A 20,178-nucleotide genomic window follows, 5' to 3' on the forward strand; every position below is an offset into this window, starting at 1 on the left:
TAGGAGGATTTGCGCGCATGGCAAACTATACCCCGCCCGTGGAAGATATGGTCTTCCTGCTTTCCGATGTCTTCGCCTTCGACAAGACGATGGCCGCCCTTCCGGGCTTCGATGAGGTGAACACCGAACTGGCCGCCTCCGTGCTGGAGGAAGCCGGCAAGTTCGCCGCTGAGATTCTTGAGCCGCTGAACCGTCCGGGCGACGAGGAAGGCGCAAAGCTTGATGGCGGTCTGGTGACGACGCCGAAGGGTTTCAAGGAAGCCTACCGCGCTTTTGCCGAGGCCGGCTGGAGCGGGCTTTCGGGCGATCCGGAATATGGCGGGCAGGGCCTGCCGCGCACGCTGCAGATCCTGATGGACGAAATGGTGTCATCGGCCAACCTGTCCTTCGGCCTCTTTCCGGGGCTGACGCGCGGCGCAACCGAGGCCATCGGCCATCATGCCAGCGACGAACTGAAGGCCATCTATCTGCCGAAGATGATTTCGGGTGAATGGACCGGCGCCATGGCGCTGACGGAATCCTCCGCCGGCACCGATCTCGGCCTTCTGACCACCCGCGCCGAACCGCAGGCAGACGGCAGCTACAAGGTCACCGGCAACAAGATCTTCATCTCCTCCGGCGATCAGGATTTCGGCGGCAACATCATTCATCTGGTGCTGGCGCGTCTTCCGGATGCACCGAAGGGCGTGAAGGGCATCAGCCTGTTCCTCGTGCCGAAATTCCTCGTCAATGCCGACGGTACCCTTGGCGCCCGCAACGGCCTGGCCGCCGGCGCGCTGGAGCACAAGATGGGTATCCACGCCCAGCCGACCTGCGTGATGAACTATGATGGCGCCACCGGATATCTCGTCGGTGAACCCAATCGCGGCCTGGCTGCCATGTTCACCATGATGAATGCCGAACGTCTCTTCGTCGGCATCGAGGGGCTGGGCGTTGGCGAGGCCGCCAACCAGAAGGCAACAGCCTATGCAAAGGAGCGCCTGCAGGGCCGCTCGCTCGACGGTACCCGTCCGCTGGTGCCGATCATCGAGCACCCGGATGTGCGCAAGATGCTGTTGACCGGCCGTGTGCTGTGCGATGGCGCCCGCGCGCTTTCGATGTGGACCGCCCTGCAGATGGATACGGCCGACCGCCATCCCGACGAGGCCACCCGCAAGGCAGCGGATGGCTTCGTGGCCCTGATGACACCTATCGTGAAGGCTGCCTTCACCGATTTCGGTTTCGAGACTGCCGTGATCTCGCAGCAGGTGTTCGGCGGACATGGCTATATCCGCGAATGGGGCATGGAACAGTTCGTGCGCGACGCCCGCATCACGCAGATCTATGAAGGCACCAATGGTGTGCAGGCCATGGACCTGACGGGTCGCAAGCTGCCGATGGAAGGCGGCGAACTGGCGCCGCGCTTCTTCGCCCTGATCAAGCAGGACCTTCAGACCGCATCGCTCGTCGCTGGTGCCGAAGCCATTACCCGCGAGACCGCAGCCGCGCTCGACCGGCTGGAGCGGGCAACCAGCTATCTTCTCGGCAAGGGGGAAAACCCGGCGGAGGCCGGTGCGGCCGCCACCGACTATCTGCGCCTCTTCGCGCTGACCGCGCTTGGCTGGTGCTGGGCGAAAATGGCGATGGCCGCCCTTGCCGCCGGCGCCGATGCCGCGCCGGTGGTGCGGCGCAAGCCGGCGCTGGCCGAATTCTACGCGGCCCGCATCCTGCCCCAGACGATGGCGCTTGAAGCGTCGATCCTCAAGGGGCCGGCGACGCTCATGGCTCTTGCTGCGGACGATTTCTGAGGATCGGTCGGGATCGTTCAAAGCAGAAATCCCGGCGGCCCCGTGGTCGCCGGGATTTTTCGTTCAAAGCATTTCCAGTGAAATCCGGATCGGATTCACGCCCGGACAAGGGGAAAACAGTGGTGTCAGAGTGTGGCAATCATTGCCAGAACGTCCTCTTCGACATCGATGCCGTTCTCCAATGCCTGACGCCGGAGATTGAAGCCGCGACGGCCCGGAAGGCGAACACCTTCCTCCCGTCCGAGTTCTTCCGCCAACCGCGCCATATGCGCCGCCGAACCACCGGTCGCCTCCGGGTCTATCGCTATGATCGTCTGGCCGATGCCGGGCGGGCGTCCCTTGTCGTCAATGACCGGTGTCGCCTCAAAGCCGAAATTCGCCCCGGTGAGGCCCGCGGCAAGAAGATCGACCATCATGGCGAGCGCCGCCCCCTTGGCACCGCCCGCCGGCATCATGGTTCCCGCAAGTCCGATCTTCGGATCGGTAGTCGGGTTGCCGTCGGGAGCCAGTGCCCAGTCGGCGGGAATGGGTTCGCCCTTCTGAGCCGCCTTGATGAGCCGGCCCCGCGCCACGGTGGACAGTGCCATGTCGATAACGATGGGTTCGGCCCCTGCCAGCGGCGCGGCAAAGGCGATGGGGTTGGTACCGAACATCGGGCGGCGACCGCCCCAGGCCGCCATCGCAGCCGGCACGTTTGAAACCATGAGGGCAACGAGCCCCGCAGTCGCCAACCGTTCGACGACAAGGCCGAGGACACCAGCATGGTGGGAGCGGGAAACAGCGGCGACCGCGATGCCCTGACGACGCGCGGTCTCCTCGAGCTTCGGCAGGAGCAGTTCCAGCGCAGGGTAAGCGAAGCCAAGCCCCGCATCCACCTTCAGCACACCGGGACGGGGCTCCTCAAGGCACGGCACGGCGAAACCGTCGACCTTGCCGACGCGCGCCTGAAGGCTGTAGGCCTCCACGCGGCGCAGACCATGGCCACTTTGCCCCACCGTCTCGGCCTCCACCAACGCCCGTGCCACAGCAACGGCGTTTTCAGGGCTGACCCGGTTTTTCCGGAGGGTTTCGGAAACGAGGCATTCGGCCTCGGCGATGGAAAGAAGCATGTCCGGCATTCCCGCATTGATCCTTCACGCCTCTTAGCGCGAATGACCGAGCGGCAAAAGTATTCGTCCGCTCAACGCGTGGTAAACTCGAAGGGAACCGTGAGCGTGCGGTTGACATCCGGTGGCGGTGCGGGAACCGGCGAGGCCGCACGGACCATGGCCAGCACATCCTGATCGAGCGAGGGATAGCCGGAGGAGCGCGACAGCGACACCGAGAGCACGTTGCCACCGGTATCGATGCTGAAGCGTACAAGAACCGTGCCCTGCGTGCCCTTGTCGCGGCTTTTCGCGAGTTGGCCCTTGCGGCGGGCCAGATGCGCCTGCACCTTCGACTGCCAGCGGGCCGGTGAAACGCTCGAGGTGGCGCTGCCGGAAGAGGATCTGGCGGAGGCATTGCGCTCGCTTTTCGCAACTTCAGCCGCTGCGGCCACGGAAGCCTTCGACGGCTGTGCGGGCTGCGGCTTCACCACGTCCTTCGGCTTTTCCTGCTTCACCACGACCTTCTTCGGCTTCGGCGGCTCAGGCTGCTTCTTCACCTCCGGCTTCACCGGTTCGGGCGGCGGGGGCGGCAAGGGGATCTCGGCCTTTTCAACCAATTTTTCCGTCGGCTGCGGCTGTTCCACCACAGGTTCCGGCAACGGTTCGGGTTCGGGAACCGTCTGCGTGGTTTCCTGCACCGGTTCCGGCTCGGGCGGCAAAGGCTCGGACACAAGCTCTTCGACCGGCGGTTCCGGCGGTATCAGTTCGGCCACTTCCTGCGCGTCCTCGGTCTCTGTCGAGACTTCCGTCATTTCAGTGTTGATCGCTTCCGGTTCGGCGGCAAGTTCGATCATGATTGCCGGTGGCGGACCGTCCGAGGCGACTTCTACCGGCATCTGGCTGAGCAGCCAGGCGGCGCTTGAAACATGGGCGAAAAGCACGATGAGAGCTGCAGAACCCCAGAGAGCAGCATCGCACAGGCGGGTCGAGCGGCGGGGTTCGTGCGGGCAAAGCGGCATCATGGCGCACCTCCTGCCGGTGCCTGCGGCACCGTTTCAAGGCCGACCAGACCGATCTTCAGATAGCCGGCATCACGCAACAGGTTCATCAGCGTCATGAACTGGCCGTAGTCAACGGTCTTGTCGGCGCGCAGGAAGATGCGGCGTTCCTTGTCGCCCTTCGTGATGCTGTCGAGCGTCGCACCGAGATTTTCCCGGGCCACCGGATCGTTGCCGACATTGATCGTCAGATCCTGCTGCAACGTCAGGTAAAGCGGTTCTTCCGGGCGGGGCGCCGGGCGGGCGGTGGAGGCCGGCAGATCGACATTGATATCAACCGTCGCAAGCGGCGCCGCCACCATGAAGATGATCAGAAGCACCAGCATGACGTCGATAAACGGTGTGACGTTGATTTCATGGCTTTCCGCCATGTCGTCGCCGCTATGTTCGCGAATACCGCCAGCCATGGTGGTTACTCCGCCGCCATGGAAACGGTTGCCTTTTGCCCGGCCTTGGGAACCTTGCGGTGGTCGAGATCACGGCTGACAAGGCGCTCCACGCCCGAAGACGCATCCGCCATGAGCATGCGATAGCCGGCGATGGCGCGGGAGAAGATATTATAGATCACTACGGCGGGGATGGCCGCAACAAGACCGACAGCCGTGGCCAGCAGTGCTTCGGCGATGCCCGGTGCGACGACGGCAAGGTTGGTCGTCTGCGATTCGGAAATGCCGATGAAGGAATTCATGATGCCCCAGACCGTGCCGAACAGGCCGACGAAGGGCGCGATGGAACCCGTGGTGGCAAGGATGCCAGTGCCGCGCATCATGCGGCGGCCGGCATGGGCCTCGACGCGCGAAAGCGCCAGCGTCACGCGCTCCTTGAGGCCGCTGCCATCGGCGTGGGGGATCGCGCCTTCCGACAGGCGCACCTCATCAGCGGCGACATGCAGCATCAGCGCGGCGGGACCCTTGCGCTTGCCGCTTTCCTGCAACGCATCTTCAAGGCTTTTCGACTGGCGGATGATGCGGATCACGGCGGCGGCGCGGCGGCGGGCGCCGGCCAGTTCCAGGGTCTTGGCCAGCCAGACCGTCCAGGTGGCGACCGAGGCAAGCGCCAGCGCAATCATGACCGATTTAACGACCCAGTCAGCGGCCATGAACATGCCGACGGGTGACAGGTCATGGGGAATATCGGCGCGGCGCGGCGCAGCCTCCGGCCCGACAGCGTCTTGCAGCGCAACCGGAGCGGCGCTTTCAACTGAAGGCGTGGAAATGGCAGGGGAAGGCGGGGGGGCCGTTTCCGTGGATTGCGCCAGTGCGGTCCCCGCAGTTGCACACAGCACGCCCGCGGTAAACAGGATGCGGAGGGTTCGACCAGTGGCAAGGTTCATCATACGCATGACCGGCTTCTTTCTTACGCTTCAGCTTTGCGGAAAGAATGGTGAAGGCGCCGCATGGGGCAGGCCAGACCATTTTTCCTTACGTCGCACACCGGGCGCTGTAAAGCAGGCCTTCAGTCGACACCTGCGACGATGCCTCTGCGATAAATAAGCTGACGAAAAAAAGCAAGTTTTAAGTCGACTGCATAACTCATATTTATGCGATCGCTCACCGGGGATCAGGTCGCGGGCTCCAGCGTCCAGAGATCACCGAGGATACGATCATAGGCCGCTGGCTGATAATTTTCAAAGCCGCCGCCGGGATAGAGCGTCAATTCCCCGACATGAACCCAGTCGTCGCTGGCATAGAGATCGACACGGACGAAATCCAGATCCTCGCCCAGGCGTTCGGCCACGGAAAGCATCTCGTCGTAGCGTTTCGGGCGCTCGACCTCCTTGGGAAAGGGAGGCAGGTAATCCGCGTCGAGGAACGGCATGCGCTTCCAGTCGCGGGAATAGAAGCATGAGTAACCCATGCCTTCATGCCGAATATCCACCTGCACGCAGAAAACCCGTCCGCCAAATGTGAAGAAGCGATAATCCCAGGGAACGCCGCCATTGACGCTCAACATCTTCTCGATGACCACCTGCGGCTTGACCTGCGAATAGGCCCATTCGCGATTGTAATGGGCGTGATCGAGTTTCAGCCAGTCCGGCACCGGGTTTTCCGCGATCAGCGCGTCGATATCCGCCTGATTATAGAGGAAACGGCCCTGCGCGCTCGCATGGGTCGGCTTGACCACGGCCGGCAGTTCGACTTTCGACCAGTCGACGGTCGCCAGATCGGTGCCGACCCAATAGGCGGGAACCGCATAGACCGCATCCAGTTTCTCGTCCACATAAGCCTTGGCGGCCGCCTTGTCGACGAGCGTCGCATGAAGCGGATCGCGATCATGCAACTTGCGATATTGAACCTTTTCCGAGAATGTTTTCGGCTGGTCGAGATCCGGCCACAGGCCTTTGATGACGCGATATTTGACACGGAGGTAGGGCTTGTCGGGCAAGGGTGCAATGATGCGCCAGATCAGGTGATGAAACTTCTCGCGAAACCTGCCATCCTGATAGCCAGGCATGAGAAAACTCTCCTGGCGGATCGAAACATCGCTCATGATATGGTCTCCGTAGCTGGATCGCGCCCGCTCTTTCCGCGCCGACCCCCATGCGGAGCGCCTTTCGCCCCACGCCAAGATGCGCTCCTTTCTTTAATCGAGCGTTACCTTATTTCCCCTAAAACGCGAGAATGGGTACCGTACTGAAATCCTCGCTCCTCAATCTGACCGCGACACTGGTGTCATTGCTGGCCGGCTTTGCTGTCAGCATTCTCAATGCCAGGTTGCTGGGGCCCGAGGGATCCGGGCTTGCCGCCTTTGCCCTGTGGTTCGCGACCTCGGCCTCGGCACTGGCCGATCGCGGCATGCCCCAGACGATGCTGCGGTCGCTCGGCACCCACGAGGACAATCCGGCCGCCCCCTGGCAGGCGACAGTGCGCGCCGCCTTTTCATTGTTCATCCGCCCCGTTTTCGCCGCAGCGCTCGCAACCGCCGCCTACAGTCTCTGGGCGACCTTTGAGAACGGGCCGGAGCGGGGTCTTTTCTGGGCTGCGGCACTCCTTCTCTTTCTCTGCTATGCCTTCTTCACCTTCACCACGGCAGCAGCGCGCGGGCGGGGAAACTTTCGCGAAACCGCGGTCAACACGGTCTCGGGCAGCCTGCTTCAGCTTCCCTTCATAGTCGCCGGCGCGCATTTCCTGGGGGCGGCCGGTGCGGTCGCCGGCATGGCGGTACGGTTCGTGCCGCAGCTTTTCAATCTCCACCGCTATGTCGATCTTTCGCTGCGGCCAGAACCCGCGCGGCTGACATCGGAAATGCGCCGCTATGCCCGGCAGATGTGGCTGAGTGACCTCATCGATGTCGTTATCATGACCCGCGTCGAACTGGCGCTGCTTGGGCTGTTCTTCTCCTCCACGGATATGGGATATTTTGCCGCCGCCGCCGTCTTCGCCGGGCTGGTCGGGCAGTTCGCGCTGCAGCTTTCACCGGCACTCATCGTCGGCTTCTCGACTATCGAGGAGGCCGGAGATACCCGCGCCCGGCTCTTCGCCAACGCCATGCGCTTTACCGCCCTCGGCATCTTTCCCGTCGCTTTTGGCGGTGCGGCGATCATCCAGCAGCTTCTGCCGCTGGCCTTCGGCGAGGCATTCGCACCTGCCGGCTCCGCCGCGGCGATCCTGCTCATAGCCTCCGCCATTACCGGGATCGCCGTCATACCCTGGGCGTTCCTTGCTGCAACGGGCGGCAGCGGCAGCCTCCTGCACATCATGACCAGCAGCGCCATCGTTACCGTTGCACTGCTGACGGGGGGGATCTTTCTCGCTGGCCTGAAAGGCGCTGCCATCGCCCGCATGCTGGCCGAATGCCTGACCCTCGCCATGCTTATCCTCGCAATCCGCAAGCGAACCAGGCTCACCATTCCCTATGTCACACTCTTCAAGGCTATGCTGGCGGCGGCTACCTGCGGCTTCACCGCCCATCTTGCAGTCAGGACACTGGATGGCTGGGCCGGCATCACAGTCGGGATCGTTGCCGGCGCTCTTACCTATCCCCTTGCCCTGAGGGGGTTCCGGCTGGTTTTGGACGCCGATACCGCCGCGCTCTTCGACAGTCCGGTGGCGCAACGACTGCCGCACCGCGTCCGCTCCATCCTGGCGGCCACACTTCATTTGGTGTCTGTCCGGGCCTAAGGTCGCTTCGACCTGCAGTTGCCCGACCTGCCATCTTGAATAAATATTAACGCTCCGGGGACCAGTTTGTGGCCCTACCCATTTATTTCAGAAGCCCCCTAAGCGCGCTCATGTCACTCGTTACAGACGATTCCCCAGATTGCGGCAAACCGAGAAAGATCGTCGTGCTGACATCACACGTCTTTCTTCCGAGCTTCCGCAAGGCGAGCGTCCACTTCGTCAGCCGGAACTGGGCTGAACTCGGGCATGACGTGACATTCGTAACGGTCGGACATAGCTGGCTCAGTCTTTTCAAGCAGCCGAAACGCCTCAAAGCGCTTGGAATCGATCAAAGAAACCGTTTTTCCACGATCGAGCCCGGACTTCGGGCAGGCGCCTACATCCCGTTCCTTCACGCTTTCAGCACCCGAAACGCTCTGGCGAACCGGCTTATCAAGCCTATTTTCCGGCTTTATGGCGCCCATCTGCCGCGCTTTGTGCGGGAAGCAATTGCCGAAGCGGACGTGCTGGTGTTCGAAAGCGGCACAGCGATCACCTTTTTCGGCCTCGCGCATCGGCTGAACAAGACGGCAAAAACCATCTATTTTTGCCGCGACCTGCTGTCCAGCATCGGCACCGCACCGATTCTGCAGGAGACGGAACAGCGGCTGATCGGCATGTTCGATTCGGTCTGCGTGCCTTCCCGGCGGCTCGGACAGTTGCTTCCACCCGGAGGTAACGTCAATGTGATCGCTCAGGGCGTTGAGACAAAGCTGTTCGACAACGCGACCCAGTCTCCCTATGCACCGGGCACGCGCAACGCGGTCGCAGTGGGTGACATGCTGTTTGACCAGCCATCCGTGGCCGCCATGGCTGCCGCCGCACCTGACGTGACGTTCCACCTTTTCGGCATTTACTGGCAAGGTGAGGTCCCGCCGAATATCCGGATTTACGGCGAACGTGCTTTCGAGACCATCGTTGCCTATATCCGCCATGCGGACTTTGGCCTGGCGCCCTATCGCCTGTCGGAGAACGAGGTCTATCTGGCCGAATCAAGCCTCAAGCTGCTCCAATACGCCTATTGCCGTCTGCCGGTCATGCTTCCGAACCTCATTCCCGCCACACGCGGCAACGAGGTCATCTATTCGCTGAACGAACCGAACGACTGGGCGGCCAAGATTACCGAAGCGCTTTCCATGCCTCGCAGCGAGAGCTTTGCGAAAAGCATCATGACGTGGAAAGGCATTGCAGCCGCAACGCTCGCCACCGTGGAGCCGAGGGGCTGAAGCCGAGCCCGACAGGCGGCGAACGAGATCAATATCGAAATCCGGAAAACAAAAAAGCCTGACGCGGGAGGAGGTGCGTCAGGCTTTGATTGTATCGGCAACTGGGAGGAGGAGGAGTGTTGCCGATCAGATCCCAGGGCGCTGGGAGGAGGAGTGCGCCGCTGCGATGGCTGAGTTATAGCTGATTTCCTTGGCGCTCAAAGCATGCTCTGCGCAACGCAGCGATGCAAAAATGCATATCTGCAAACCCCCCAAAACCGCCATGCATGGAACGCACGGTTTAAATCGTTTCGTACACGTCGAGAGGGTCTGCAACGAGCAGCCGATCTGCCATTTCCTGCTTGAGCCAGGTCAGGCGTTCTTCCTCTTCCGGTGTTCTTTCCGGCTTTCTTCCGAGCAAAATGAACTCGTCCCGCACATGCCCTTCACGGATTTTCAGCGTAATGCACGCGTTTCGGTAACTTAATTCGAAGACGTAGCGCATCAGTGTTTCGCCACGTTCGGGTATTTCCAGGCTTGCGTCGATTGCATAGCGATCTTCGATCACCGCCCGCGTGACCATCTCGAAGGCATCGCGGGCACCTGGACCGCGGAAGGCCGTGCGCACTGAAATCTCCCGCCTTTCGGGCGGGGCCTCGGGTGAAAGCAGCGGAAAGGCCCGCTGCATCACCTTGAAGCCATGCGCCACACCGCCCGGAAAGCCGAAACCGTGATAGCGAAGGAGGTCATCGAAGCCGTATTCGAGGAGCTTCCCATTTTCGAGAACGCGGATCACCGTCATGCAGAGGCTCCCTTGTCGAGCGTTTCGCGCATCCAGGGCAGAAAGCCATCGAGGAAGCGGGTGGTGGCTGGCATGAAATGCGAGCCGTGATGGAACATCGGGTCAAGACTGGTGATAACCATGCGTCCGCCGGTCGTGACCTCATCGATATAGAGGATCGGCCTGCCTTCGCCATTGACGGCCAGCACCTCCACCCCGTCCGGCGGATCGAACCAGCCGTGCAGGTGCCAGGTTATGTCGCCCTCGCCGATATGGCTGAAGAGCGAATGACCGGGCGAGGCGATCCGCACGCCAAGATCGGCGCCGGGTTCCAGCCACCACCACCAGTTCGTCGGCTGCGGCGTGAAGCGGATGCCGGGCAGGAACGCCTCACAGGCGGTTTCGCCGGTGGCGATGATCGTGCCGCCCTGGTCGAGATAGGCACGAAGCCGCTCCTTGTGTTCGATCATGCGGTCGGCGGGCGTGCGGCAGGGTACGAAGACGACATCGAAGGTCGCGAGATCAACCGTCGCCAGATCTTCGGGACGCACGAGCCGGTCGAAATAGCCGGCGTAACGCGGTCCTTCCAGCGATTCGATGTGGTAGGCGGCACCCGGGTGAATGGCCAGAACGCTCATCAGTTCAACTCCCCGTTTACCCAGGCGACAGCACGGTCGGCCAGTTCCTGCTTCAGGGCGGCATCGTCGCCGCAGGCCCAGAATTCATTGCCGGCATGACAAAGCACTTCGCCACCCTGCGGACGGGCCCAGACCCAGTCCACCGGCGTGCGCGCCGCGCCCAGCGCATTGATGACGCGCGCGCCTTCGGGCGGCGGATTGTGGCCGCGCCCGTAAAAGCCGGCGACACCCCTGTTCGTTTCCAGCGCCTTCTGGTCGAGGCCGGCAAAGACCGGATGGTCGTAAAGCCGGATCTGTTCGAAATCCGCCCGCTTCGGCATGGCAATCGGCTGGAACACGGAAAGCTCGGGCAGGATCGGGCGCAGGATATGGCCATTCAGGATCCAGCGCCCGCCGCGATCGAGCAGTGCTTTCACGGCGCCGTGAAAGCGCTGGAAGCCGATCTGGTCAAGGTGGGTGGATGTGATGAGGCCCGTCGCCGTGGCGAAATGCGCTTCAGTCAGCGCCATTTCACGAACCGGACACACCGTGCCGGCCTCGATGTGGCGGCTGAACAGTGCGCCACCCATGGTGAATGGCGCCTGATAATGGGATTGGATCATGAGAACGGTCATGCGGCTTTCATTCCTGCAAAGGCGGGCAGAACGGCGCGATGAAGCACGCCATCCGGCCCGGTGAGATCGACGAGGCGCATCGCCACCCCGTAGAGGCGTTCGAGATTGTCTGGCGTCAGCACCTCCTCCACCGGCCCAAACAGCGGATGGGCGCCGGGCATCATCAGAAGCGCATCGTCTGCCACCGTCAGTGCATGGTTCGGGTCGTGCGTGGTGAAGACGATGGCCCTGTCGCGCGGAGCGCGAAGCTGGCCGAGCAGCGCCAGAAGACGGTGCTGGTTGGCGAGATCGAGCGCCGCAGCCGGCTCATCGAGAACCAGTACATCCGAGCCCGTGGCAAGTGCGCGAGCCAGCAGTACGAGCTGTCGCTCTCCGCCCGAGAGTCGGTCGAAATAGGCACTTTCGAATCGCAGCGCCCCTGTCTTGTCCAAAGCCGCGCGCGCGACGGCGAAATCCTCGGGACCCGGCTGCCGAAACAGGCCGAGCCTAGCGGCGCGGCCCATGATGACCACATCCAGTACCCTGTAGCGCTGGCTGTAGGACGCCGATTGCGGTACGTAACCGACAATCTTCGGCGCCAGACGCCGGCCGGCATTCAGCGCCTGAAAGCCGAGCATGGCCTTGAGCGTCGTGGTCTTGCCGCGCCCGTTCGGTCCGAGAATGGCAAGCGAGCGGCCCCGCGGCACGGAAAAGCTCATGGTCTCGACAATGACCCGCTCGCCGAAGCGGATCGTGACACCTTCCAGACCTATCATTCGCTGTTCCTTTCGCGGTAATGGCGGCGCAGCAACACGGCAAAAACCGGCGCTCCAACCAGCGCGGTGATCACGCCGAGCGGAATTTCAGCGGCGGTCACGGTACGGGCCAACGTATCGATCACCACCATGAAGGCGCCGCCCAGCAGGGCCGAAGCTGGCAGCAACACGCGATGATCGTGACCGGCGACAAGGCGCGCGGCGTGCGGAATGACGATGCCGACCCAGCCGATGATGCCGGAAACGGCGACCTGACTGCCAACGATGACGGCAATCGCCGCAAAGACCAGCCAGCGTTCGCGTTCTGTGCGAACACCGAGACTGCGGGCTTCCGCCTCTTCCAGCGACAGGAGATTGAGCCGGAAACGCAGGCTCCAGAGCAGAACGAGACCACCAGCCAGACCTGGCAGCGCGGTAAGGAACCGCTCCCAGGTGGCGGAGGCAAACGAACCCATCAGCCAATAGACGATGGCCGGCAACGAAGTATTCGGATCGGCCACGAATTGCAGGAGCGAGACGACAGCCGCGAACATCGAACTGACGACGAGGCCGGAGAGAATGACGGTAACGGTTTCCGAACGCCCATCGATGCGCGACAGGAAGCCGACCAGCGCAAGGCCGGCAAGACCCGTGGAAAACACCAGCGCGATCAGCGGTCCGCCCCAGATGCCCAGCATGATGCCGAGCGCACCACCGAAGGCCGCCCCTTGCGAGATGCCGAGAATATCCGGCGAGACCAGCGGATTACGGAAAACGCCCTGAAGTGCCGCTCCGCAGATGGCAAGCCCGGCACCGGCCAGCGCCGCCAGAAGCACGCGCGGCGCCCGCACGAGAAGCACGATGCGCTCGTCCATACCCGTCAGCGTCCGAGAAGGGTCCACCACCCCATGCCAGACGAGTTCGAGAACCCGCAGCGGCGCAACGCTGAAACGGCCGGCACCGATGCCGATAATCAATGCGATGACGAGGCATGCGGCCAACACCGCGAAAATCGCGGTGTTGCGCACCAGACCGGCACCCTGAATGGCTCCCGGCTGCCGTTCGGAAAGCGCATCGACCATGATCACTTGGCCTTGAAACGGCTGTAACCCGCAGCATCACCCTGCCGATCGATCCACAGGATGCTATCGATATCTGCATCCGCAAGCTCATAATCATAGAGCGTGTTGTAGGCCGTCTTCATTTCGGTGCGCAGGTCGTAATTGAAGATCTCCGGCTGCACGAGATTGGCGAGCCACATCCAGGTCAAGGGCGATTCCTGGTTCGGCGGATCCCAACGGTAGCCACCCAACGGCAGCTTGTAGACCTTCCTGGCCTGCGCCGCGTTGGTGAGGGACAGAATCGGATCGCTGTAGACCCAGTCCGTACCGAGTTTGGCTTCGAAGGCATTGAGCAGAATGATGTCAGGATTCCACTGCGCGATCTGCTCCTTGTTGACGGCGACCGTTCCCTTCAACTCGGCTGCCGCATTCGTGCCGCCGACGAGCTTGATGTACCAGTCGTTATAATTGCCGCCCGTTCCTGCGGCCATCATGCTGGAGAGCGCCGTCTGAAGATAGAGGACCTTCGGCTTTTTTCCGTCAGGTATGGTTGCGGCCTTTGCCTCGATATCCTTCTGCACCCGGTCGCGCCATTCCACGAGTTCGCCGATTCGCTCCGGCCTGCCGATCGCCCTCGAGGCGAGAGTCATATACTCACGGGTCAGCTCCTCGGTGCCATAGAGGATGAGCATGGTGTTGAGGCCGGCATTGGTGATCGGCTTGACGATATCCTCGCCACGACCGCCCCACTGGATGACGAGATCGGGATTGACCGCCGTCAGCGCTTCCACATTCGGTACGAAGTTGGGTGCAGTCACGTCCGAAGGAATATCCTTCGCCTCGGGAAAGATCTTGCCGAGAATGCCATCGACGATTGCGCTTTTGGCGGTCGGGTTCATGCCGACCAGTTTCTTCGTTCCGCCATCGAGGGCAACGACGGTCGACGCCATGGGAATAACGATGGAAACGACTCTCTCCGCAGGCTTTTCAAGCCGCACCTCGCGCTTTTCCTGATCGGTGAAGACGATGGGATCGGCAAGGGCCGCACCGTGGGCGAAAACCAGCCCTGCCGCAGCAAGAGTGAGGGTTCGCACCACGGACGCACCGGGCAGATGAGAACGCATTTCTATCTCCAGATTTGACGCACACGACATAAGGTGAGATTTATAGTCATGTTTAATGCGCAGATCCGGAGAGGATGCAAGAGCCAATTTTGACCGCTCGGTGCGCGGGCATTTGCGGGCGGATTGTCGCAGAAAGCGCAGAATCCCGGAAAACCTGCATTTTTGTCTCTTATTTTAGCGCACCACAGGCTTGCACGAAAATGTGACCGGGCGTATTTCCTGACACCGTTACCCCACTTTGAGCGCCTTGAAGGAGACACCCTTGCTGGCACCGTTTCTGATCATGCTGCGGGAAGGCATCGAAGCCGCACTCGTTACCAGCATCATCGCCAGCTACCTGCGGCAGACGGGCCGTGGCGCGTGGCTTCCGGCGGTCTGGGTCGGCATTTTTCTGGCCGTGGCGCTTTCGCTGTTCACGGGCGCCGCCCTGCAACTCGTCAGCGCCGAGTTTCCGCAAAAGGCACAGGAACTGTTTGAGGCCATCGTCGGACTGGTGGCGGTCGTGGTTCTGGTTTCGATGGTGTTCTGGATGCGCAAGGCAGCGCGCTCGATCAAGTCGGACCTGCACCATTCCATCGATCAGGCCATGGGAGCCGACCACGGCACGGCCTGGGCGCTGATCGGCATGGCCTTCTTCGCCGTGGCGCGCGAGGGACTGGAATCCATCTTCTTCCTGCTGGCCATCTTCCAGCAGAGCCCTGGCCCGGCTGCGCCGCTCAGCGCGCTGGCTGGCGTTGTCGTCGCCACCGCGCTCGGCTTCGTGCTCTACTACGGCGGTATCCGCATCAATTTGCGCCGCTTCTTCAGCTGGACGGGCGTGTTCATCCTCATCGTCGCCGCCGGTCTTCTGGCAAGCGTCTTGCGCAACCTGCATGAGGCCGGCCTGTGGAACGGGCTCCAATCGACCGTTTATGATCTGACGACCGTGCTGCCGGTCTCCAGTCTTACCGGTACGATCCTCTCCGGCATCTTCAACTATCACGACGCACCGACGCTCGGCGAAGTCATTGTCTGGATCGCCTTCCTCGCCATCACGCTTACCCTCTTTCTCAAGCCTGAGCCCGCACCGGCTGCGAAAGCGACCGTCAACGGCTCCGCAAAGGTCTGATCATGTCGAATCCCGGTTCCGCCACCCGCCCGTCACGCCTCATGCCGCTTGCCGTTGCCGGTGCGGCGGCACTGGCCGTCGCCGGTGGCACGCTGTTCTATTATGCAGCCAAGACGGCAAAGGGACCGGAAAAGGGCGCCGTCTACACGGTCACGGTCAATGCCAAAGGTTGCGAACCGAACACGCTGACGGTTCCCGCCGGTCGTACCACCTTCGAGATCGTCAACGCGTCAGACCGCACGCTCGAATGGGAAATTCTCGATGGTGTGATGGTGGTCGAGGAGCGCGAAAACATCGCGCCGGGCTTCCGTTCGTCGCTAACGGCCAAGCTCAATCCCGGAACGTTTGAAATCGCCTGCGGCCTGCTGTCCAACCCGCGCGGCACGTTGACGGTCACGCCTTCGGCCTCCTCCGAGGCCGAGAAGACCAAGCCGCCGCTCAAGGCCTTCATCGGCCCGCTGTCGGAATACCGGGTCTATATCGGCCTACAATCCTCCGCACTGGTGAAGGACACGCAAAAGCTCGCCGACGCGATCAAGGCCGGTGATCTCAATGGCGCCCGCCTCGCCTATGTGGCCGCCCGCCTGCCCTACAAGCGCATCGAAAGCGTCAGCAGTCGCATTGCCGACCTCGAAAACCGCATCGATCCCGTCGCCGCCTATTTCGAGAAGCGGGAGGACGATCCGGGCTTCGCCGGCTTCCACCGCATCGAATACGGCCTCTACAGCCTGAACTCGACCGACGGGCTTGCTCCCTTCGCAGACGCTCTCGTTGCCGATGTGACCGCGCTGAAGGCCCGCCTGAAGGAAATGAAACTCGTACCCGAGGACTTGGCCACGAGCGCGGCCCGGCAGGCGCGCCGGCTGGCCGAGGACACGGTTCCGAACGGTGACAACCGCTACGGTTTTACCGATCTCGCCGATTTCACCGCCAATCTCGACGGCATGGAGAAGAGCGTTTCGCTGCTCTACCCGCTGATCGAGGTCGCCAAGCCGGATGTGGCCAAGGCGGTGAAGGATGGCTTTGCCGATACGCGCGCGGCGCTGGTCATGAGCGGCAACGCTTCCTACCAGACGGTGGACACGGCAACCCGCAAAAAGCTCTCGGCCGCCTTCACAACGCTCGCCGAGCGCATCGAAACCATCAACACAGCCATTGGAATGGAGTAAGCCCATGTCCCGGGATCGTCTTGCAGATGCGTCCGCTTCCGTCGACGAAAATCGCCGGCAGGTTCTGAAAGGCCTTGGTCTTGCCGCCTTCGGCTGCCCCTTTGCCGGTGCTGCTGCCCAGGCCGCAACCGCGCCCGCCCGCCACATGACCGATGCGCCGGTGGCCAATGTCGCTTCCGCCGAGGATCGCGTTCCTTTCTTCGGCAAACATCAGGCCGGGATCACCACGCCGCGCCCGGCAAACGGCATGATCGCCGCCTTCGACGTCATCGCCGAGACACCGGACGATCTGGAAGCCCTTCTGAAGCTCATCACCAACCGTATCGCCTTCCTGACCGAAGGCGGTACGTTACCGGAGCTTGATCCACGCCTGCCGCCGGCCGATTCCGGCATTGTGGGCCCGGTGGTGAAGCCCGATGCGCTGACCATCACGGTTTCGCTCGGCTCCTCGCTGTTCGACGGCCGGGAATGGCTGAAGCCGCTCAAGCCGCGCCATCTCTCGCGCATGAAGAAATTTCCCAACGATGCGCTCGATGCAGCGCTCTGCCACGGCGACATCACCATCCAGATCTGCGCCAACACGCAGGACACCACGATCCATGCGCTGCGCGACATCATCAAGAACACCTCCAGGCACCTCACCCTGAAATGGAAGCAGGAGGGCAATGTTCCGGTGATCCTGCCGCCGCTAGGTGGCGTAGCCGAAAGCGCCCGCAACTATCTCGGCTTCCGCGACGGCACCGCCAATCCGGATTCGGGTGACGAGGCCGTGATGGAAAGGGTCGTTTGGGTCGGTGCGGGCCGGGGCGAGCCGGAATGGGCCGTTGGCGGCGCCTATCAGGCCGTACGTATCATCCGCAATTTCGTGGAACGCTGGGACCGCACGCCGCTCAAGGAGCAGGAGCGCATTTTCGGCCGCACGAAGATGGGTGGCGCTCCGCTGGACAAGCCGGAGGCCGGCGAGTTCGCCACGCCCGATTATGCCGCTGACCCGGAAGGCAAGCTGACGCCGCTCGATTCGCACATCCGGCTGGCCAATGACCGCACCCCCGCTGCTGCGGAAAATACCATCCTGCGCCGCCCGTTCAACTATTCAAACGGGGTCACCAAGTCCGGCCAGCTCGACCAGGGCCTGCTGTTCATCTGTTATCAGGGTGATCTGGAAAAAGGATTCATCACCGTGCAGCGCAGGCTCGATGGCGAGCCGCTGGAGGAATACATCAAGCCGATTGGCGGTGGGTATTTCTACACGCTGCCCGGTGTTCGTGATGCCTCGGACTACCTCGGCAGCACATTGATCGCTGCCGTGCGCAAAGCGCCCTGAAACCCCTTTAAACCCGCTTGGAGACCAAGACATGACCATCAAGCATCTTTTCGGCGCAACGGCGCTTTCCTTCTTCCTCACCACCTCGGCCTTTGCCGAGAGCGCGACGCTCGACCTCGTCGAGCCGATTGCCGAGTACAAGATCTACGTTTCCGAAAAGCTGGAAAAGCTGGTCGAGGACACGACCGCCTTCACCGCCGCCGTGAAGGCCGGTGACGTGGCCAAGGCGAAGGCGCTTTTCGCTCCGACCCGCCTTTCCTACGAAGCCATCGAGCCCATCGCCGAACTCTTCAGCGATCTCGACGTCGCAATCGATTCGCGCGCCGACGACTATGAAAAGGCCGAGGCAGACCCGGAATTCCCCGGCTTCCACCGCATCGAATACGGCCTTTGGGAGAAGAACTCGACCGCCGAACTCGGCCCGGTCGCCGACAAGCTTCTGGCCGACGTGACCGAGCTTTCCAAGCGCATCAACGACCTGACCTTCCCGCCGGAAAAGGTGGTGGGCGGTGCGGCCGTGCTGATGGAAGAAGTGGCCGCGACCAAGATTTCCGGTGAGGAAGACCGCTACAGCCACACCGATCTCTGGGACTTCCGTGGCAATTTCGATGGCGCCTACAAGATCGTCGAGCTGGTGCGCCCGCTGATCGAGAAGAAGGAAGGCGCGTTCCTCAAGACGGTCGATGCCAACTTCGCCAAGGTCGATACCATCCTTGCCAAGTACAAGGAAGGCGACGGTTACGTGACCTACGAGAAGCTGACGGAAGACGACCGCAAGGTTCTCTCCACCGCCGTCAACACGCTGGCCGAAGACCTTTCGACGCTTCGCGGCAAGCTTGGTCTCGACTGAGACGATCGCGGCATTTTAACCATCGAGAACCCCGGCCCGTGCCGGGGTTTTTCGTTTTCAGATGCCTGCGACATAGGTCGCGGAGACAATCAGAAGCGCGACCGAGGTCTGGATGAGCACGTAGCGACGGTTCCAGACAAGGCCGACGATGTGGCTTTTCACCCCGGCCTGGGCGGCGGTGATCAGCGTCGTGGCGCTGATGGGTGAAACGGCGATAGCGAGCGCCCAGCCGATCGTCAGGGTCAACGCCAGCGCCATGGGGTGGGTCGCACCAAGCGGGCTATGGCCAAAAAGCTGGGCGACCAGCACGACGACGATGGTGTGAGGAATGGCGACGGCGGCCGTGACAGGGATCGCAAGAAGACAGAAAATCAGGATCGGCAGGCCCAAATCCCGGCTCTCGGCAATCGAATCCCAGCCGGGAATGGCGGAGATGAACAGCGTGAGCGCGGCGCCGATCAGCGTGGCGGCCGCAAAAAAGGTCGCTTCCGTGCGCATGTCCGAAAGAGTGGCGAAGATGCCGCGCAGGCCCGTCCGAAGGGTCTGGCTTGCGGAGACATGGTTCTCCTCGCCCTCGAGCAAAAGCCAGGCGACGCTGAAGACCGGCAGGATGAGGATTGTCGCGACGACGAAACTGACGTTCAGGATCGTGTGCAGCACGATGGTCATCACCATCAGCAGGGCGCAGGCCGCCGTGATCTGAAGCAGCGGCATGACGGAGAGAGCCTGTGCTTCAGCCGTCTCCTCTTCCGGGCGTTCGGCGTCGACCGGCTCCGTCGTAAGGCAGTTGATCGCCAGAAGAGCCATCGCCGCCGCAAACGCAACGAACAGAAACTTCACGGGATCGAGACCGGCGGTGGAAGTCGTGACGATGGCGAAGCCAAGGCCCATGGGCGACCAGATCGTCATCAGCGACATGCCACGCATGCCGCCCAGCATCATCTCGCGCCCGGGTTGACCTTCCTCGAAACGCCCGCCCGCCTTGCGGATCATGTCTCCGATAAGTGGCAGGATGCCGACGTTAAACAGGAGGCTCAGGAAGTGGCCACCGACGCTGAGCGCGGTATAGGCATGGCGCGGTTTGCGGGTTACCAGCCAGGCCGCCGCCTTCGCCACCAGCCTCGACCGGCGAGCGGGATAGCGCAATACACCAAGCATCGCGAGCAGGCAGGCAAATGTCGTACTCTGGCGCATGGCGGCGATCATCTGAGCTGCCGCATCCGGCTTCAGCAGCAGAACGGCGGCGACGGCCACGACCGCACCCACCGAAAACAGCCGCGCCAGACGCGGCAGGTTGCGCCATTCGAGAACGACGAAAAGCCCGAGCGCTGCCACGGCCACATCCGATGCGCCCTTCAACCCGCCGATGCTCGCCAGAAGCACGGCGACGGCAAGGCACAGGATAAGGCTCTTGGAGACAGCCGAGAGAGAACGGGCAAGAGAGGACATGGCAAACACTTGAGCGGGAAACGCCGGT

Annotated in this window: 19 protein-coding genes; 7 read left to right on the forward strand and 12 right to left on the reverse strand. The window is 62.3% G+C overall.

Features of this window, described 5'->3' with window-relative positions; translation table 11 throughout:
- Positions 1-17 precede the first annotated feature (17 nt).
- Positions 18-1,787: an acyl-CoA dehydrogenase C-terminal domain-containing protein gene (locus GGQ66_RS01895; protein ID WP_183788802.1), complete on the forward strand. Its 1,770-nt coding sequence runs from the start codon at positions 18-20 to the stop codon at positions 1,785-1,787.
- Between the two features lie 125 nt (positions 1,788-1,912).
- Here GGQ66_RS01895 and GGQ66_RS01900 read toward each other — a convergent pair whose 3' ends face one another.
- The 5 genes from GGQ66_RS01900 to GGQ66_RS01920 all read right to left on the reverse strand — a co-directional run bounded on the left by GGQ66_RS01900 (position 1,913) and on the right by GGQ66_RS01920 (position 6,423).
- On the reverse strand, positions 1,913-2,896 hold the full coding sequence (locus GGQ66_RS01900; RefSeq protein WP_183788804.1) for an Ldh family oxidoreductase: 984 nt from the start codon (positions 2,894-2,896) through the stop codon (positions 1,913-1,915).
- 71 nt (positions 2,897-2,967) lie between these two features.
- Positions 2,968-3,897 (reverse strand): energy transducer TonB family protein, encoded by a 930-nt coding sequence (locus tag GGQ66_RS01905; protein WP_237358754.1) that lies wholly within the window; start codon positions 3,895-3,897, stop codon positions 2,968-2,970.
- Positions 3,894-4,340 (reverse strand): TonB system transport protein ExbD, encoded by a 447-nt coding sequence (gene exbD, locus GGQ66_RS01910; protein ID WP_183788806.1) that lies wholly within the window; start codon positions 4,338-4,340, stop codon positions 3,894-3,896. Before exbD ends, GGQ66_RS01905 begins: the two co-directional genes overlap by 4 nt.
- Positions 4,341-4,345: 5 nt before the next feature.
- On the reverse strand, positions 4,346-5,275 hold the full coding sequence (gene exbB, locus GGQ66_RS01915) for a tonB-system energizer ExbB (protein ID WP_183788808.1): 930 nt from the start codon (positions 5,273-5,275) through the stop codon (positions 4,346-4,348).
- Between the two features lie 218 nt (positions 5,276-5,493).
- Positions 5,494-6,423: an ATP-grasp fold amidoligase family protein gene (locus GGQ66_RS01920; protein WP_183788810.1), complete on the reverse strand. Its 930-nt coding sequence runs from the start codon at positions 6,421-6,423 to the stop codon at positions 5,494-5,496.
- A 131-nt stretch (positions 6,424-6,554) separates the two neighbouring features.
- On the opposite strand from GGQ66_RS01920, the gene GGQ66_RS01925 reads away from it, so the two are divergent.
- Both GGQ66_RS01925 and GGQ66_RS01930 read left to right on the forward strand, forming a co-directional pair.
- The gene (locus GGQ66_RS01925; RefSeq protein ID WP_183788812.1) at positions 6,555-8,054 is read left to right on the forward strand and encodes a lipopolysaccharide biosynthesis protein; all 1,500 of its coding nucleotides are present in this window, start codon (positions 6,555-6,557) and stop codon (positions 8,052-8,054) included.
- A 164-nt stretch (positions 8,055-8,218) separates the two neighbouring features.
- Positions 8,219-9,319, forward strand: coding sequence for a GumK N-terminal domain-containing glycosyltransferase (locus GGQ66_RS01930; protein WP_183788814.1), 1,101 nt, complete (start codon positions 8,219-8,221; stop codon positions 9,317-9,319).
- Positions 9,320-9,599: 280 nt separating this feature from the next.
- Here GGQ66_RS01930 and GGQ66_RS01935 read toward each other — a convergent pair whose 3' ends face one another.
- The 6 genes from GGQ66_RS01935 to GGQ66_RS01960 are packed head-to-tail and all read right to left on the reverse strand — an operon-like array spanning position 9,600 to position 14,250.
- A complete protein-coding gene (locus GGQ66_RS01935) occupies positions 9,600-10,100 on the reverse strand; it encodes a hypothetical protein (protein ID WP_183788816.1) in 501 nt (166 codons plus the stop codon).
- Positions 10,097-10,717 carry a type 1 glutamine amidotransferase family protein gene (locus tag GGQ66_RS01940; protein ID WP_183788818.1) on the reverse strand — a complete coding sequence of 207 codons (621 nt, stop codon included), beginning with the start codon at positions 10,715-10,717 and terminating at the stop codon, positions 10,097-10,099. The genes GGQ66_RS01935 and GGQ66_RS01940 overlap by 4 nt, the downstream gene beginning before the upstream one ends.
- Positions 10,717-11,331 carry a hypothetical protein gene (locus GGQ66_RS01945; protein WP_183788820.1) on the reverse strand — a complete coding sequence of 205 codons (615 nt, stop codon included), beginning with the start codon at positions 11,329-11,331 and terminating at the stop codon, positions 10,717-10,719. Before GGQ66_RS01945 ends, GGQ66_RS01940 begins: the two co-directional genes overlap by 1 nt.
- Positions 11,328-12,086 (reverse strand): ABC transporter ATP-binding protein, encoded by a 759-nt coding sequence (locus tag GGQ66_RS01950; RefSeq protein ID WP_183788822.1) that lies wholly within the window; start codon positions 12,084-12,086, stop codon positions 11,328-11,330. The genes GGQ66_RS01945 and GGQ66_RS01950 overlap by 4 nt, the downstream gene beginning before the upstream one ends.
- The gene (locus tag GGQ66_RS01955; protein ID WP_183788824.1) at positions 12,083-13,147 is read right to left on the reverse strand and encodes a FecCD family ABC transporter permease; all 1,065 of its coding nucleotides are present in this window, start codon (positions 13,145-13,147) and stop codon (positions 12,083-12,085) included. The genes GGQ66_RS01950 and GGQ66_RS01955 overlap by 4 nt, the downstream gene beginning before the upstream one ends.
- A 2-nt stretch (positions 13,148-13,149) precedes the next feature.
- Positions 13,150-14,250, reverse strand: a complete 1,101-nt coding sequence (locus GGQ66_RS01960) for an ABC transporter substrate-binding protein (RefSeq protein ID WP_237358755.1) — start codon at positions 14,248-14,250, stop codon at positions 13,150-13,152.
- 262 nt (positions 14,251-14,512) lie between these two features.
- On the opposite strand from GGQ66_RS01960, the gene efeU reads away from it, so the two are divergent.
- From efeU to efeO (GGQ66_RS01980), 4 genes are read left to right on the forward strand one after another with little or no spacing between them, the layout of a single operon-like run.
- A complete protein-coding gene (gene efeU, locus GGQ66_RS01965) occupies positions 14,513-15,358 on the forward strand; it encodes an iron uptake transporter permease EfeU (RefSeq protein ID WP_183788828.1) in 846 nt (281 codons plus the stop codon).
- Between the two features lie 2 nt (positions 15,359-15,360).
- A complete protein-coding gene (gene efeO, locus GGQ66_RS01970; RefSeq protein WP_183788830.1) occupies positions 15,361-16,527 on the forward strand; it encodes an iron uptake system protein EfeO in 1,167 nt (388 codons plus the stop codon).
- A gap of 4 nt (positions 16,528-16,531) precedes the next feature.
- Entirely contained in the window at positions 16,532-17,851 is a 1,320-nt protein-coding gene (gene efeB, locus GGQ66_RS01975; protein WP_183788832.1) for an iron uptake transporter deferrochelatase/peroxidase subunit, read from the forward strand.
- Positions 17,852-17,882: 31 nt separating this feature from the next.
- On the forward strand, positions 17,883-18,701 hold the full coding sequence (efeO, locus tag GGQ66_RS01980) for an iron uptake system protein EfeO (protein ID WP_183788834.1): 819 nt from the start codon (positions 17,883-17,885) through the stop codon (positions 18,699-18,701).
- Positions 18,702-18,758: 57 nt separating this feature from the next.
- Here the strand turns inward: efeO (GGQ66_RS01980) and GGQ66_RS01985 are convergent, their stop codons facing one another.
- Positions 18,759-20,150 (reverse strand): hypothetical protein, encoded by a 1,392-nt coding sequence (locus GGQ66_RS01985; RefSeq protein WP_183788836.1) that lies wholly within the window; start codon positions 20,148-20,150, stop codon positions 18,759-18,761.
- Between the last annotated feature and the right edge of the window lie 28 nt (positions 20,151-20,178).

The sequence above is a fragment of the Allorhizobium borbori genome (assembly GCF_014196535.1).
Lineage (GTDB): Bacteria > Pseudomonadota > Alphaproteobacteria > Rhizobiales > Rhizobiaceae > Ectorhizobium > Ectorhizobium borbori.

What these genes read in the sequence shown, in the direction of transcription:
- exbB (WP_183788808.1), bottom strand. Translation starts at nt 5,275, where the DNA reads ATGCGTATGATGAACCTTGCCACTGGTCGAACCCTCCGCATCCTGTTT.
- GGQ66_RS01955 (WP_183788824.1), bottom strand. Translation starts at nt 13,147, where the DNA reads ATGGTCGATGCGCTTTCCGAACGGCAGCCGGGAGCCATTCAGGGTGCC.
- GGQ66_RS01920 (WP_183788810.1), bottom strand. Translation starts at nt 6,423, where the DNA reads ATGAGCGATGTTTCGATCCGCCAGGAGAGTTTTCTCATGCCTGGCTAT.
- GGQ66_RS01935 (WP_183788816.1), bottom strand. Translation starts at nt 10,100, where the DNA reads ATGACGGTGATCCGCGTTCTCGAAAATGGGAAGCTCCTCGAATACGGC.
- efeO (WP_183788834.1), top strand. Translation starts at nt 17,883, where the DNA reads ATGACCATCAAGCATCTTTTCGGCGCAACGGCGCTTTCCTTCTTCCTC.
- GGQ66_RS01960 (WP_237358755.1), bottom strand. Translation starts at nt 14,250, where the DNA reads ATGCGTTCTCATCTGCCCGGTGCGTCCGTGGTGCGAACCCTCACTCTT.
- GGQ66_RS01900 (WP_183788804.1), bottom strand. Translation starts at nt 2,896, where the DNA reads ATGCTTCTTTCCATCGCCGAGGCCGAATGCCTCGTTTCCGAAACCCTC.
- efeB (WP_183788832.1), top strand. Translation starts at nt 16,532, where the DNA reads ATGTCCCGGGATCGTCTTGCAGATGCGTCCGCTTCCGTCGACGAAAAT.
- exbD (WP_183788806.1), bottom strand. Translation starts at nt 4,340, where the DNA reads ATGGCTGGCGGTATTCGCGAACATAGCGGCGACGACATGGCGGAAAGC.
- GGQ66_RS01895 (WP_183788802.1), top strand. Translation starts at nt 18, where the DNA reads ATGGCAAACTATACCCCGCCCGTGGAAGATATGGTCTTCCTGCTTTCC.
- GGQ66_RS01945 (WP_183788820.1), bottom strand. Translation starts at nt 11,331, where the DNA reads ATGACCGTTCTCATGATCCAATCCCATTATCAGGCGCCATTCACCATG.
- GGQ66_RS01925 (WP_183788812.1), top strand. Translation starts at nt 6,555, where the DNA reads ATGGGTACCGTACTGAAATCCTCGCTCCTCAATCTGACCGCGACACTG.
- GGQ66_RS01940 (WP_183788818.1), bottom strand. Translation starts at nt 10,717, where the DNA reads ATGAGCGTTCTGGCCATTCACCCGGGTGCCGCCTACCACATCGAATCG.
- GGQ66_RS01905 (WP_237358754.1), bottom strand. Translation starts at nt 3,897, where the DNA reads ATGATGCCGCTTTGCCCGCACGAACCCCGCCGCTCGACCCGCCTGTGC.
- GGQ66_RS01950 (WP_183788822.1), bottom strand. Translation starts at nt 12,086, where the DNA reads ATGATAGGTCTGGAAGGTGTCACGATCCGCTTCGGCGAGCGGGTCATT.
- efeO (WP_183788830.1), top strand. Translation starts at nt 15,361, where the DNA reads ATGTCGAATCCCGGTTCCGCCACCCGCCCGTCACGCCTCATGCCGCTT.
- GGQ66_RS01985 (WP_183788836.1), bottom strand. Translation starts at nt 20,150, where the DNA reads ATGTCCTCTCTTGCCCGTTCTCTCTCGGCTGTCTCCAAGAGCCTTATC.